The 14775-nt window shown below is 75.3% G+C and carries 9 protein-coding genes; 6 read left to right on the top strand and 3 right to left on the bottom strand.

The window, feature by feature from the left end; genetic code table 11:
* Nucleotides 1-149: 149 nt before the first annotated feature.
* The gene (locus tag O7622_RS19465; protein WP_282309589.1) at nucleotides 150-800 is read left to right on the top strand and encodes a LysE family translocator; all 651 of its coding nucleotides are present in this window, start codon (nucleotides 150-152) and stop codon (nucleotides 798-800) included.
* Between the two features lie 50 nt (nucleotides 801-850).
* Here the strand turns inward: O7622_RS19465 and O7622_RS19460 are convergent, their stop codons facing one another.
* Nucleotides 851-2851, bottom strand: coding sequence for a beta-galactosidase (locus O7622_RS19460; RefSeq protein ID WP_282309588.1), 2001 nt, complete (start codon nucleotides 2849-2851; stop codon nucleotides 851-853).
* A gap of 115 nt (nucleotides 2852-2966) precedes the next feature.
* On the opposite strand from O7622_RS19460, the gene O7622_RS19455 reads away from it, so the two are divergent.
* The 5 genes from O7622_RS19455 (at nucleotide 2967) to O7622_RS19435 (ending at nucleotide 12412) form a co-directional block, all read left to right on the top strand.
* Nucleotides 2967-5330, top strand: coding sequence for a TIM-barrel domain-containing protein (locus tag O7622_RS19455; protein WP_282309587.1), 2364 nt, complete (start codon nucleotides 2967-2969; stop codon nucleotides 5328-5330).
* A gap of 47 nt (nucleotides 5331-5377) precedes the next feature.
* Entirely contained in the window at nucleotides 5378-6574 is a 1197-nt protein-coding gene (locus O7622_RS19450) for an ROK family transcriptional regulator (protein WP_282309586.1), read from the top strand.
* 236 nt (nucleotides 6575-6810) lie between these two features.
* On the top strand, nucleotides 6811-9216 hold the full coding sequence (locus O7622_RS19445) for a glycoside hydrolase family 3 C-terminal domain-containing protein (RefSeq protein ID WP_282309584.1): 2406 nt from the start codon (nucleotides 6811-6813) through the stop codon (nucleotides 9214-9216).
* Entirely contained in the window at nucleotides 9213-10238 is a 1026-nt protein-coding gene (locus O7622_RS19440; RefSeq protein WP_282309583.1) for a LacI family DNA-binding transcriptional regulator, read from the top strand. Before O7622_RS19445 ends, O7622_RS19440 begins: the two co-directional genes overlap by 4 nt.
* Nucleotides 10235-12412: a glycoside hydrolase family 95 protein gene (locus O7622_RS19435; RefSeq protein ID WP_282309582.1), complete on the top strand. Its 2178-nt coding sequence runs from the start codon at nucleotides 10235-10237 to the stop codon at nucleotides 12410-12412. The genes O7622_RS19440 and O7622_RS19435 overlap by 4 nt, the downstream gene beginning before the upstream one ends.
* 134 nt (nucleotides 12413-12546) lie before the next feature.
* On the opposite strand, the gene O7622_RS19430 is transcribed toward O7622_RS19435, so the two are convergent.
* Together O7622_RS19430 and O7622_RS19425 are read right to left on the bottom strand one after the other, a co-directional pair.
* Nucleotides 12547-13443, bottom strand: a complete 897-nt coding sequence (locus tag O7622_RS19430) for an SDR family NAD(P)-dependent oxidoreductase (protein ID WP_282309580.1) — start codon at nucleotides 13441-13443, stop codon at nucleotides 12547-12549.
* The gene (locus tag O7622_RS19425; protein ID WP_282309579.1) at nucleotides 13440-14747 is read right to left on the bottom strand and encodes an NAD(P)-binding domain-containing protein; all 1308 of its coding nucleotides are present in this window, start codon (nucleotides 14745-14747) and stop codon (nucleotides 13440-13442) included. Before O7622_RS19425 ends, O7622_RS19430 begins: the two co-directional genes overlap by 4 nt.
* Between the last annotated feature and the right edge of the window lie 28 nt (nucleotides 14748-14775).

The raw sequence follows: 14775 nt of genomic DNA, 5'->3' as shown, positions 1-14775 counted from the left end.
CCCCCGCTCCGGCGATCATGAGGTTCGCGGCGACAGATCGGACGCCAGCGGCAGCCAACTTCATGATCGCCGGAGCGGGGACGGGAGGGGACAGCCGGGGGGCGAGGGGTGGGCGTAGGGTCCGGGGAAGTCGGCAACGGGGAGGCGACGTGGTCACTGTCGGCGCGGTCATGGGAATCGCCCTCGTGGCGCTCGGTCTGGTGCTCACGCCCGGGCCGAACATGGTCTACCTGGTGTCCCGGTCGGTGACGCAGGGGCGGCGGGCCGGGCTGGTGTCGCTGCTCGGCGTGGCCGTCGGCTTCCTGGTCTACCTGGCCGCCGCGGTGGCCGGCATCGCCACCGTGTTCGTGCTGGTCCCGCCGCTGTACACGGCGGTGAAGCTGGCCGGCGCGGCGTACCTGCTGTGGCTGGCCTGGCGGACGCTGCGCCCGGGTGGCGCGTCGGCGTTCACCCCGGCGCCGCTGCCGCCGGACCGGCCCCGGCGCCTGTTCACCATGGGCCTGGTCACCAACCTGCTCAACCCGAAGATCGCCATCCTGTACGTGTCGCTCCTGCCCCAGTTCGTCGACCCGGCGCGCGGGCACGTGGCGGTGCAGAGTCTGCTGCTCGGCCTGACCCAGATCGTCGTCGCGCTCACCGTGAACGCGCTCATCGTGCTCAGCGCCGGTTCGGTGTCGGCGTTCCTCACTCGCAGGCCGGGCTGGGCGCGCCTCCAGCGGTATGTGATGGGCACGGTGCTGGCGGCGCTCGCGGTGCGGATCGCCGCCGACCGCTCCCGCGCCGCCGTCGCCACCCCCTGACCTGGGGTACGCACGTCAGCGCCCGCCGCCGTCCCACCAGCAGAGCCGTGTCACGGGATCTCCTCGCGTACCACCGCCACGCCACCAGGTGCCACCGTCAACTCGCCGTCGACAGTCGCGCCGCTCAGTAGCTCGAACCCCGCAACCGGCACCCGCTGCGGGTGGTCGGTGTGGTTGAGCAGGTAGAGCAGGCCGTCGTGGCGGCGTACCGCCTCGACGCCCTCGGGCACGCCGGGACAGGTCGGGGTCACACCGGCGAGCCGGGCCGCCTCGGTGAGCAGTCGCCGGTAGGTGTCGTCTTCCGGGCGGGTGGAGACGTACCAGGCGTACGTGTCGCCGATCCGGTTCCGGGTGATAGCGGGCCGCCCGTCCGGTACTCCCCCGGCGTAGGCGCTGACCGTCTCCGCGCCGGCCGGGTGCACCGTCTCGGACCAGATCCGCCCGGTCCCGCCGCCGGTCAGCGGCACGTGTTCGTCGTCGGCGAGGGGATGGAACTCCTCCACCCGCACGCCGAGCAGGTCCCGGTACGCGCCCGGGTAGCCGCCGAGGCGCACCCGGGCGTGTTCGTCGGCCACGCCGCTGAGCCAGGTCACCAGCAGGTGCCCGCCGCCGTGGACGTGCCGGCGTACCCAGTCGACTGTGGCGTCCGAGGCCAGGTAGAGGGCGGGGAGCACGAGCAGCCGGCAACCGTCGAGCGGGGCGCCGGGCGGCACCACGTCGGCGGTGAAGCCCGCGTGCCACAGGGCCCGGTGTACGGCGGCCGCCTCGCCGGGGTGGTCGAGTGCGTCGCGGGGCATTCCCGGGTGCCGCAGCGCCCAGCCGCTCGCCGCGTCGTACGCGATGGCCACCGCCGCCTGGACGCGGCCCGGCGCGGTCCCGGCGAGCCGGCCCAGCGCGGTGCCCAGGCCGGCGGCCTCGCGGAACACGCGGGTACCGGCGCCGGCGTGCGAGACGACTGCGGAGTGGAAGCGTTCCGCGCCGCCCGCCGGGGCGCGCCACTGGAAGAACATCACCCCGGCGGAACCGCGTGCCACGTGGGCGAGGCTGTGCCGGGTCATCCGGCCGGGTTCCTTGGTGTGCATGCGTCCGGCGGTGTGGATCTGGTTGGGCGCGCTCTCCGTCAGCAGCCACGGCACCTGCTGTCCGGCGCCGTGACGGGCCCAGCCGCGGGCCAGGTCGGCGGCGAAGGCGGTCTGCTCCTCCGCGCCCGCGTCTGCGGCGGACGGGTAGTGGTCGATCGCGACCAGGTCGACCTCGCGCGCCCAGCGGGCGTGGTCGACCGGCACCCAGTCGCCGAGCACGTAGTTGGTGGTGACGGGCACCGCCGGGTTCGCCGCGCGCAGCAGGTCCCGCTGCTCGGTGTACGCGGACAGCAGCGTGTCGGACCAGAAGCGGCGGAAGTCGAGCAGCTGGCCGGGGTTGGCGAGGTACTGGGTGGCGCGGGGCGTGCCGACCTGCGCCCAGTCGGAGTAGTGCTGGCTCCAGAAGCTGGTGACCCAGGCATCGTTGAGCGCGTCGAGGTCGCCGTACCGGGTGGTGAGCCAGCGTCGGAACGCCGCCTCGGCGTGCGGGCAGTGGCAGGTGGTGCCGTACTCGTTGTGCACGTGCCAGAGCGCCAGCGCCGGATGGTGTGCGTATCGGTCGGCGAGCACCTCGGCGATGTTGCGGGCGGCGTCCCGGTACGCGGGCGCGGCGGCGCAGTAGGTGTCCCGGCTGCCGTGGTGCAGGCGGACGCCGTCGGCGGTGACCGGCAGGGCGTCCGGGTGGCGCAGCGAGAACCACGGCGGCGGTGACGCGGTGGGGGTGGCCAGGGCGGCGCGGATACCGGCCGAGTGCAGCAGGTCCAGCACGCGGTCGAGCCAGTCGAGCGTGTACCGGCCGGGTTCGGGTTCCAGCCGGGACCAGGCGAACACGCCGACGGTGACCAGGTTGACCCCGGCGGCGCGCATCAGGGCGACGTCCTCGCGCCACACGCCGGGCGGCCACTGCTCCGGGTTCCAGTCGCCGCCGTAGCAGAGCCGGCCGTCGCCCCACAGCGCTTTAGTTGGCATCCCGGTCAAAATAGGAACAGGTAAGGCGGAAAGTCAATGCTGTCGATCATTGACAGTTAGTTGGGCTTCCAAAGAAACTGGCGGGACCGCCCGTGGACGCCGCGAGGAGACGCCCATGCCGTACCGCCCGCCGCTGGTCCCGTACGAGACGTTCGTGGCCGACCCGCCCGATCTGCCGGTCCGTGCCCCCGGCGAGGAAGGCGCCGACGACGTGCTGCGGGCCGAGGTCGCCGCCACCGACGCGCACGGCGTCACGCTCACCGCGACCTGCGCGTCCGGCCGCACGCTGGTCGCGCGCGTCGAGGCCGCCGGGGACGGGATCATCCGGGTACGCCTCGCCGACGACCTCGCCGTCCGCAGCCGGTCCGCGACCGCGCTGCCGCTGGTCCACCCGCAGCCGCACCCGGCCACTGTGACGGTCACCGACGGGCACGTCCGGGTGGGCGCCGGCGGCGTGGTCGCCGAGGTGCGCCTGGACCCGTGGGGGCTGCGCTTCGTCACCCCCGGCGGGCGGCTGCTGCTGGCCTCCGACGACGGCACCCGGGACATCAGCGGCCGCCGCCGCACGCTGCCGCTCGGCCGCTCCACTGTCGACGGCGAGCCGGCCGCCTGGCACGAGAGCTTCGTGGCACCCGGCGACGAACGGTTCGTCGGCTTCGGCGAGAAGTTCACGCCGCTGGACAAGCGCGGCCAGCGGCCGCTGATGTGGAACTTCGACGCCTTCGGCGGCGAGTCCGACCGCTCGCACAAGAACGTGCCGTTCTACCTGTCCGACCGCGGCTACGGCGTCCTGGTCGACAGCGGGCTGCCGGTGCAGTTCGACGTGTGCGCGAGCACCCACAGCAGCGTACAGATCCTCGTCCCGGACGACCTGCTCGACTACTACGTGCTGGCCGGGCCCACCCCGGAGCGGGTGCTCGACCGGCTCGACGCGCTGACCGGGCGGCCGTACCTGCCGCCGAGGTGGGCGTTCGGCGCGTGGATCTCCTCCGGCTTCTTCCCGGACAGCCAGCAGCGCGTGCTGGAGCGGGCCCGGCACCTCCGCGACCGGGACATCCCCTGCGACGTGCTGCACCTGGACTGCTACTGGCAGGTCGCCGGGCACTGGTCGGACCTGCGCTGGGACGCCGACGCCTTCCCCGACCCGGACGGCATGCTCAAGGACCTCACCGAGCAGGGCTTCCGGGTGTGCCTGTGGATGAACCCGTACCTGATGACCGGCAGCCCGCTCTACGCCGAGGCCGAGGCCGCCGGGTACTTCCTGCGCCGCCCGGACGGCGGCACGTACGTCGCCGACACCTGGCACGGCAGCTACCCGGCATGCGCCATCGTGGACCTCACGAACCCGGCAGCGGTGCGCTGGTTCCAGGGCCTGCTGCGGCCGCTGCTGGCGCAGGGCGTCGCGGTGTTCAAGACCGACTTCGCCGAGGGTGTACCGGCGGACGCGGTGGCGCACAACGGCATGACCGGCGTGGAACTGCACAACGTGTACGCGCTGCTGTTCAACGACGCGGTCGCCGACGTCACCGAGGAGGTGGCCGGGCATCGCACGGTGTGGGCGCGCTCGTCGTACCTGGGTGGGCAGCGGCACAGCGCGCAGTGGAGCGGCGACGTCAACGCCACCTGGCCCGGCATGGCCAGCACGCTGCGCGGCGGCCTGTCCCACGGACTGTCCGGGGTGCCGTTCTGGAGCCACGACACCGGCGGCTTCCACGGCACCCCCGAGCCGGACCTGTACGTGCGCTGGACCCAGTTCGGCGCGCTCTCCCCGCTGGTACGGCTGCACGGCACCACCAGCCGGCTGCCGTGGGAGTTCCCGCCCGAGGCCGAACGGCACGCGGTGGACGCACTGCGGCTGCGCTACCGGCTCCTGCCGTACATCTGGTCGGCGGCGGTGGCGAGCGCCCGCACCGGCGGCCCGATGCTGCGGGCGCTGCTCGTCGACACCCCGGACGACCCGGCCGCCTGGACCGCCGACCTCCAGTACCGCCTCGGCCCCGACCTGCTGGTGGCGCCGGTGCTCGACCCGTCCGGCGAGCGCGCCGTCTACCTGCCGGCGGGCGACGACTGGCTCGACGCGTACACCGGGCAGCGGCACCCCGGCGGCCGGCACCTGCGGGTGAGCGTGCCCCTCGATCGCCTGCCGCTGTACGTGCGGCACGGCGCGCTGATCCCCACGGTGGCCCCCGCGGCGACGGCCGGGGCGGGCCCGTTCCGGGACGTCACGCTCGTGGCCTGGGGTGGCGCCGACGGTGTGACAGTGGTGCACGACCCCGACGGCGACACCACTGTGACCGTCGTGCGCGACGGGGACACGCTGCGCGTACGGGTGGACGGGCCGCTGGACGCGCGGCGGGTCAGCGTGGTCGGCGAGGATCCGCCGCGCCGGGTGGTGCTCGGCGGCGAGCCGGTCCCGGTGACGCCGTTCGCGCCGTGGTTCGGCGGCGGGGACCGGCCGGCCGGAATCTCCCCCATTTAGTTTAAGCTGTAGCCGAACTCGGGCCGGGCGCAGGAGGCGGGCAGTACGTGATCAGCATCGACCGGCCGACGGCCGACCTCGGCGACGTGCGGGTGACCAACCGGGCCGCCGTGCTCCGGCACGTCCGCCGGCACGCCCCCTGCTCCCGGGCCGACGTGGCCGCGCGCACCGGGTTGAACAAGGCGACCGTCTCCAGCCTGGTCGCCGAGCTGATCGAGCACGGCCTGCTGCGGGAGACCGGGCTGACCGAGAACCGGGTGGGCCGCCCGGCCACCATGCTCGTCCTGGACGGCTCCCGCTACGCCGGGCTCGGCCTGCGCGTCGGCGCGGACGAACTGGTAGCGGTCGCCGCCGGGCTGGGCGGCGACCCGGTGCTCACCTGGCGGCGCGCGTTCCCCGCCGCCACCGCCGGTCCCGAGGAGACGGTGAAGGCGCTCGCCGCGCTGGTCCGGCGGGCCGTCACCCGCATCGGCGCCGACCGCACAGTGCTCGGCCTGACCGTTGCCGTACCGGGGCTGGTGGATCCCGACGGCGACGTGCCGGCCGCACCGGCGCTGGGCTGGCGCGGTGTGCCGCTGGCCGCGTCGGTGCGCCGCGCGCTGCGCGACAGGGGTTTCCCCGTCGCCGTCGACACCGAGGCCAACCTCGCCGTGCTGGCCGAGCGGCGGCACGGCCCGTACGCGGCCACGACCGACCTGGTGCACCTCACCGGCGGCCCGGCGATCGGCGCGGGCCTGATCAGCGGCGGCCGGCTGCTGCGCGGCGGCCGGGGCTTCGCCGGCGACGTCGGGCACCTGCCGCTGGCAGCCGATGGCCCGGCCTGCGACTGCGGGCGGCGCGGCTGCCTCACCGCGCTGCTCGGTGTGGACGCGGTGATCGGCCGCCTGCTGCCGGACACCGGCCCGGTCACCGACCACCTGCCGGAGATCGAACGGATCCAGGCCCTGGCCCGCGCCGGGGACGAGCCGGTGCGGACCGGGCTCACCGAGATGGGCCGGCTGCTCGGACAGGCCGTGTCGGTGCTGTCCGGGCTGCTCGACCCGGAGGTGGTAGTGGTCGGCGGTCACCTGGCGGCGCTCGCGCCGTGGCTGCTGGCGGCCGCCCACGCCGAACTCGCCGCCCGCACACCGGTCCCACCCGGCGTGCGGGTGGAGGCCAGCACGCTCGGGTCCGCGGCCGGCGCGCTGGGCGGGGCCACCGCCGCGCTGGCCACAGTGGAGGCGGGACGCCTGCCCGCCGGATGACCCCTTGACCGCACCGGCCGGAAGATGTCAACCTCGGTAGCGCCGCGTTCCGGGACCGGGCAACCCCGAGGCGGCGTGTTTTTCGGCGGTTGTCGAAGCGCTTCACCACCGCTCCGGGCCGACACCGCCGACCCCCACCACCCCTTTTCGCGTACGCGCCGCCGCGTCACCGGCTCGTTCGTCGAAGCGCTTCGACGAACGAGCGGCAGCACGTACGCCGACCGGAGGCGCCCACCATGACCGACCCCGTTTCCCACCGTCTCGACGACCTGCTGGCCCGGCTCACGCTGCCGGAGAAGCTCGGCCTGCTGCACCAGTGCCAGGCGCCGGTGCCCCGGCTCGGCCTGCGCGCGTTCCGCACCGGCACCGAGGCGCTGCACGGCGTCGCGTGGCTCGGCACGGCCACCGTCTTCCCGCAGGCGATCGGCTTGGCCGCGAGCTGGAACCCGGACCTGATCCGGGCGGTCGGGGCCGCCGTCGGCGACGAGGCGCGGGTCAAGCACCGGGCCGACCCGGACCGTGCCGGCCTCAACGTGTGGGCGCCGGTGGTCAACCCGCTGCGCGACCCCCGGTGGGGGCGCAACGAGGAGGGCTGGTCCGAGGATCCCTGGCTGACCGGACGGCTGGCCACCGCGTACGCGCTGGGGCTGCGCGGCGATCACCCGATCCGGCTGCGCACCGCGCCGACGCTCAAGCACTTCCTCGGCTACAACAACGAGACCGACCGGGCCACCACCTCCAGCGACCTGCCGCCCCGGGTGCTCCACGAGTACGAGCTGCCGGCGTTCCGCGCTCCCCTCGCCGCCGGCGCGGCGGTGGCGGTGATGGCGTCGTACAACCTGGTCGACGGCGTACCGGCGCACCTGAGCCCGCTCATCGAGGGTGAGCTGCGCGGCTACGCCGACGACGAGATCATGGTGGTCGGTGACGCCGGGGCGGTCGGCAACATCGCCGGCGCGCAGGAGTACCTGCCCGACCACGTGGCCGGCTTCGCCGCCGCGCTGCGCGCCGGCATCGACAGCTTCACCGAGGACGACGAGGACAGCGCCCCCACAGTGGAGCGGCTCACCGAGGCGCTGGCGCGCGGGCTGATCGAGCCCTCCCACGTGGACCGGGCGGTGCGGCGGATCCTGTCCGTCCGGTCACGGCTGGGCGACCTGGACCCGGACCCCCACGACGACGTGCCGCCCGACACGCTCGACAGCCTCGCCCACCGGGAACTCGCCCGCGAGGCCGCCCGCCAGTCGGTCGTTCTGCTGCGCAACGACGGACTGCTGCCGCTACGCCCGGGAACCCGCGTAGCGGTGCTCGGCCCGCTCGCCGACACGGTGCTCACCGACTGGTACAGCGGCACCCCGCCGTACACGATCAGCGCGTACGCCGGGCTGCTCGGACGGCTGCCCGAGGTGACCACCCACCCCGGCACCGACCGGATCATGCTGCACGTGGGCGACCGCGCGGTACGCCACGACGAGGGTCCGCTGGCGCTCGGCGACACGGCGGCCGAGTTCGACGTGGTCGACTGGGGGCAGGACGTGGTGGCGCTGCGCGCCGTGGACACCGGCCGGTACGTCGGCGCCGACGACACCGGGGCCCTCGTCGCCGACCGCGACGGACCGGGCGGCTGGGTGGTACGCGAGACGTTCCGCCTGCACCACCGGCCCGACGGCACCGCGCTGCTGCACCACCTGGCCACCGGGCGGCAGGTCGGCGTCGCACCGGACGGACGGCTGAGCGTCGCCGACGGCGACCCGGCCGTGTTCACGGTGACGCTGCTCGTGGACGGGGCCGCCGCTGCCGCCGCGCTCGCGGCCGCCGCCGACGTGGCGGTGGTGGTGCTCGGCAACCACCCGATGGTCAACGGCCGGGAGACCGAGGACCGGGCCGACCTGGCACTGCCCACCGGTCAGGCGGAACTGCTGCGGGCCGTGCACGCCGCGAACCCGCGTACCGTGCTGGCGCTGACCAGCAGCTACCCGTACGCCGTCGGTTGGGCGCAGGAGCACGTGCCGGCGGTGCTGTGGAGCGCCCACTGTGGACAGGAACACGGCAACGGGCTGGCCGACGTGCTGCTCGGCACCGCCGACCCGGGCGGGCGGCTCACCCAGACCTGGTACGCCGACGCCGCCGAACTGCCGGACCTGCTCGACTACGACGTCATCGGCGCCGACGCCACGTACCTCTACCACCGGGGCGAGCCGCTGTACCCGTTCGGGCACGGCCTCAGCTACGCCGAGTTCGACTACGCTGACCTCCGGTTGAGCACCGCCACGGCGCGCGCCGGCGAGGAGGTGGAGGTGAGCGTCGAGGTCACCAACACGGGCCGCCGCCCGGGCACCGAGGTCGTGCAGCTCTACACCCGGCAGCGGCGCTCCCGGGTCAAGCAGCCGCTGCGGCAGTTGCGCGACTTCGCCCGCGTCACGCTGGAGCCGGGCTGCGCCGCCCGGGTGACGCTGCGGCTGCGTACCGCCGACCTGGCCTGGTGGGACGAGACCCGCGCCGCGCCCGTGGTGGAGGACGCCGTCCACTCGGTGCTGGTCGGCCGGTCCGCGCGGGACATCCGGCTGGCCGGCGCGCTGGCCGTGACCGGCGGCGACGCCGCGGCCGAGGCGGCGGGCTCTCGCGTCGGGGCGGTCCGGTGAGCGGCCGGACCCCCGGTGAGCAGGTCACCATCGCCGACGTGGCCCGGCATGCCGGGGTGGCCGCCAGCACCGTGTCGTACGTGCTCAGCGGCAAACGCACCATCTCGGCCACCACCCGCGGCCGGGTGCTCGCCAGCGTCCGCGCGCTCGGCTACCACCCGCACGCCGGGGCCCGCGCGCTGGCCAGCCGCAAGGCCAACGTGATCGCGCTGGTGCTGCCGCTGCGTACCGGCATGCAGGTGCCCGTGGTGATGCGGTTCGCCACCGCCGTGGTCACCACCGCCCGCCGCTACGACCACGACGTGCTGCTGGTCACCGCCGACGAGGGACCGGCCGGGCTGCACCGCATCGCCGGTAGTGCGCTCGTCGACGGCGTGCTGCTGATGGACGTGGAGCTGGAGGACTCCCGGGTGCCGCTGCTGCGCGAGCTGGCGCTACCGGGTGTCCTGATCGGGCACCCCGCCGACAGCACCGGCCTGGCCTGCGTGGACCTCGACTTCCGGCGCGCGGGCGAGCTGTGCGTGGCACACCTGGCCGCCGCCGGGCACCGGCGGATCGCGCTGCTCGGCGCCCCCGCCGCGGTCTACGACCGGGGCACCGGGTTCGCCCACCGCACCCGCGCCGGGGTACGCGCCGCAGCCGAGCGGCTCGGCGTCGACACGGTGACCCGGCCCTGCGAGGAGGGACCGGCCGCGGTACGCCGCGACCTGGAGGCGCTGCTCGCCGACCATCCGGACGTCACCGGGCTTGTCGTGCAGAACGAGTCGGCGGTCGGGCCGGTGCTCGCGACGCTGCCGCTGCTGGGCCGCCGGGTGCCCCGCGACGTGTCGGTGGTCGCGATCTGCCCGGACGAACTGGCCGAACAATCAGGGCTCACCTGCGTACCGGTGCCCGCCGAGGAGGTCGGCCGGCAGGCCGTGGCGTTGCTGATGCGGCGGTTGAGCGGCGAGCCGGTGCCGGAGGTGACGCTGCTGGAACCGCGCCTCACCGTACGGGGCACCAGCGCCGGGACCGGCCGGTGACGGCGCACCGCATCCACGACACCGCACCGGCCGCCGACTGGACCGACGCGTTCCTCACCGGCAACGGCGAGCTGGGGCTGATGGTCCACGGGCGGCCGCACGCGGAGCGGATCGTGGTGAACCACCACCGGCTCGTCCTGCCCAACGGCACCCGGCACGCCCGCGCGCCCGAGCTGGCCGGCCGGATGCCGCACATCCGCGCGCTGGTGCTCGCCGGGCGGCGGGCCGAGGCCGCCCGGCTGCTCACCGGCGGCCGGGAACTGGAGTGGACCCAGTCGTTCCACCCCGGGTACGCGCTCACGGTCGACGCCGCGCCCGGACCGGTACGCGACTACCGGCGCGACACCGACTTCACCACCGGCGAGGTGACCGTCGAGTGGTCGGGCGGGCGGCGGCGCTGCTTCGCCTCCCGCGCCGACGACGTGGCGGTGCTCCACCTCGACCAGGGCGACTGCGTGGTCGGGGTGACGGGTGAGCTGCCCGGCAGGCCCGCCGACGTGGTCTACGAGCAGGCCGCGTACCGCAGCGACGGGCTGGTGTTCCTGCGGGTACGCGCCCGCTACCCGGACGCCGGCGGCGCGTACGGGTTCGAGGGGCTGACGTCGCTGCGCGGCGACGTGAGCGTCGACGGTAACCGGGTGCGGGTACGCGGACCGGCGCTGCTCACCATGCTCGTCGACCGGCCCGACGCGCCGCCGTGGCGTACCCGGGTGTCGGAGCGGCGGCTCGCCGCGCTGACCGGGGACTACGACGCGCTGCTGTCCCGGCACGCGCCGCGCCATCGCGGCGCGTACACCCGGGCCGGCCTGGACCTCGGCGTGCCCGCCGCCGACCGGGCGCTACCAGTCGGTGAGCTGCTGGCCCGGCAGGCCGCCGCGCCGGACCGGCTGGACCCGGCGCTGCTGGAACGGCTGTTCCACGCCGGCCGGTACCTGCTGTTCAGCGCGAGCGGGGTGCTGCCGCCCCGGCTGACCGGGCTGTGGCTGGGCTGCTGGGACGCCGCGTGGGCCGGTGACTTCACCACCGACGCGAACCTGAACCTGCAACTCGCGGGCGCGAACGTCGGCGCGCTGCCGGAGGTCACAGCCGCGCACGCCCGGCTGGTCGCCGCCCAGGTGGACCACTGGCGCGCCAACGCCCGCGCCGTGTACGGGGCACGCGGGCTGCTGGCGCCCGGCCGCACCGACGGCGAGCACGGGCACCTGTTCCACGTCCACCCGGACTGGCCGTTCACCGCGTGGCTCGCCGGCGCGGACTGGCTGCTGCACCCGCTGCACGAACACCACCTGGTCACCGGTGCGCCGCTGGGCGAGGTGGCCGGCTGGCTGGCCGAGGTGGCTGACTTCTTCGCCGACGTGCTGACCGCTGTGGACGGGCGGCCCGCGCTGGTGCCGTCGTACTCACCGGAGACCGGCCCGTACGACGACACCGGCCGGACCGCGCCGGTGGCGGTCAACGCCACGATGGACGTGGCGGCGGCCCGGCACGCGCTGCGGCTGGCCGCCGAGGTGACGGGCGACGACCGGTGGGCCGGGGTGCGGCCACCGGACTACCTGGTGGACGGGCGCGGCGCGCTCGCCGAGTGGGCGTGGCCCGGCAGCACCGGCGACGAGGACCACAGGCACGTCAGCCACCTGTATCCGGTGTGGCCGCTTGACGAGATCAACCCGGACGACACACCGGAGCTGGCCGTCGCCGCGCACCGGGCGTTGACGCTGCGCGGCGACGAGGACCGGTCAGCGCACGGCAGCCTGCACCGGGCGCTGGCGGCGGCACGCCTACGCGACGGTGATCTGGTCGCGGCGAACCTGCGCAAGATCCTCGGCGCGGACATGTTCTTCCGGTCGCTGATGGGCGCACACAACCCGGGCCGGACCACGTACAACGCCGATGCCACGCACGCGCTGCCGGCGGTGCTGATCGAGTCGCTGGTGCAGTCGCGACCGGGAACGCTGCGGCTGCTGCCCGCGCCGCTGCCCGGCCTGCGCTCGGGCACGCTGCGCGGCATCACCTGCCGGGGCCGCGTCACAGTCGAGGAGCTGACCTGGACGCCGGGCCGGGTCCGGGCGCGGCTGGTGTCGCCGGTGGCGCAGCGCGTAGTAGTGCACGCGCCCGGCGGCCACCGTGCCGTGGAGCTGGCCCCGGACCGGCCGCACGAGGTGGTGTTCGGCTAGAGGTTGCCGGGCTGGTGCAGCGCCGGGTGGCGCTGGCCCGGCGCGGCGAACCACGGCGGGGCGTCGGTGACCACGCCGCTGACGCCGTACAGCATGAGCAGGTCGTGGCCGACGTGACGGCCACGGCGAGCAGGCTACCGGCGGTCCTGCCGGTGCCGCCGGACCATGCCCTCGGCCAGCGCCGCACCGTCCAGGTCACCGGCGGCCAGCCTTGCGGCGACGGTACGGCGCACCATCCGGTCGGCCAGCGCCGGTGCGTGCCGGGCCAGCGCCAGTTCGATCCGGCCGCGCCGGGTGGTGGCCACGTCCCGTGGCGCGCGCCGGGCGGTCGCGGCGCGCAGGATCGCGGCCACCACGCCCTCGACCGGCTCCGGCCGGGACACCCCGCTCAGCGAGAGCCCGGCCGCCACTGTGCTGTCGTGGATCGGGGAGGCGACCATGCTCGGGTAGACGACGCTGACGCCGACGTGAGTGCCGACCTCGTGGCGCAGCGCGTCGGCGTACGCGACGAGCGCCCGCTTGCTGACCCCGTACGCGGCGGCCAGCGGCAGCGGCAGCACCGCCATCCGGCTGGCCACGAAGATCACCCGGCCACGGGCCGCCTCCAGGGCCGGCATCGCGGCGGCGGTGGTCCGCCAGGCGGCGAGCAGGTTCACCTCGATCTGGCGGCGTACCACCTCGTCCGGTGGCAGCTCCGCGGGCGCGGGCCCGCCCACACCGGCGTTGTTGACGAGCAGGTCCAGCCCGCCGAGCCGGTCGACGGCGGCGGCCACCGCCGGTGGCGTCGCGGCCGGGTCGGTCAGGTCGACGCCGAGTACCGGCGGTGTGGCGTCGGCGTCGGCGTGCAGGTCCAGCCCGACCACGTGGGCGCCGGCGGCGGTGAGCGCCGCGCCCAGGTGCTGCCCGAACGTGCCCCGGCCGCCGGTGACCAGCACCCGCCGTCCGGCCAGCGCGCTCACCGCACCACGGCCCGCTGCGCCGGCTCCGGTCCGCCGCGGCCCGGCGGCCGGGCCCCGGCCCGGCGCGCTCATCGGGCCGCTCCGGCGCGGCGCCGCCCGGCGGTCAGTTCGCGGCCCAGCTCGGCCAGGTAGACGTCGAAGTCCACGCGCATGTGCGGTCGGCGCTGCCCCCACCGGGCGGTGGCGGCGCGCAGCTCGTCGCGGCAGGCGGCGGCCTGCCGTGCCGGATCCGGGGGCGTCCAGGTGCCGGCCAGGCGCGCGGCCACCAGCCGGGCCTGCGCCTCGACCAGGGGGAACGCCGCGCCGGTGGACTGCATGAGCCCGACGAACGCCAGGCCGGGGGCGTCCAGGTGGAACACGTGCCGGTACAGCGGCAGCCGGTCGGCGCCGTCGCCGAGCAGCGCCGGGTCGAGGAACGGCATCTCGACCCGGTAGCCGGTGCACCAGACGACCAGGTCGACCTCGTCGTGGCGGCCGTCGGTGAACTCGACCCGGTCGCCGTCGAAGCGGGCGATGCCGGGCCGGGCCTGGATGTCGCCGTGGGTGAGCCGGGACAGCAGCGCGTCGGACAGCGTCGGGTGGTCCTGGAGGAAGCCGTGCGCCGGTGCGGGCAGCCCGTACCTGCTGGGCGGCCCGACCGCAGTGGTGATCATGGTCTGGCTGATCCGCTGCCGCAGCCGCCACGGCAGCCGGCGGGCCAGCGCGCCGTTGAGCGTGTCCGACGGGCGGCCGAGCAGGTACTTGGGCACCACCCACACGCCGCGGCGCAACGACAGCAGCGTGCGCCCGGCGGCGTACGAGGCGTCGACGGCGATGTCCATGGCGGAGTTTCCGCCGCCGACCACGAGGACCCGGCGTCCGGCGAGCTGCTCCGGGCCGCGGTAGTCGTGGCTGTGCATCTGCTCGGCGGTGCACTCGCCCGGGTACGGCTCGGGTCGCTTCGGCACCCGGTTGTGCCCGTTGGCGACCACCACCGCCTCGACGTCGACCTCGACCGGGCCGTCCGGGCCGGTGGCCCGCACCCGCCAGCCGTCGCCGGTGCGGGTGACCCGCTCGACGGTGTGCCGCAGCCGTACCGCCTCGCGCAGCCCGAACCGGTCGGCGTAGTCGCCGAGGTAGCCCGCGATCCGGGTGTGGTCGGGGTAGTCGGGCCAGTCGGCGGGCATCGGGTGGTCGGCGAACTCGGTGCGCCCCTTGCTGGTGTTCAGGTGCAGCGTCCGGTACGCGGGCGAGCCGGGTGCGCCGTACACCCAGAGGCCGCCGAGCGTGTCCGCCGCATCGAACGCCACGGCCGGGACACCGGCGTCGGTGAGCGCCTTGAGCGTGGCCAGCCCGGCGGCTCCGGCGCCGACGACAGCGACCCTCGGTGTGGCCATACCCGCCTCCCTAATCCAACGACCGATG

It is taken from the genome of Micromonospora sp. WMMD1076, assembly GCF_029581475.1.
In the GTDB taxonomy this organism is placed as follows: domain Bacteria; phylum Actinomycetota; class Actinomycetes; order Mycobacteriales; family Micromonosporaceae; genus Micromonospora; species Micromonospora aurantiaca.
Note: the sequence above shows the minus strand (reverse complement) of the source record. Positions and strands in the feature narration are given on the sequence as shown.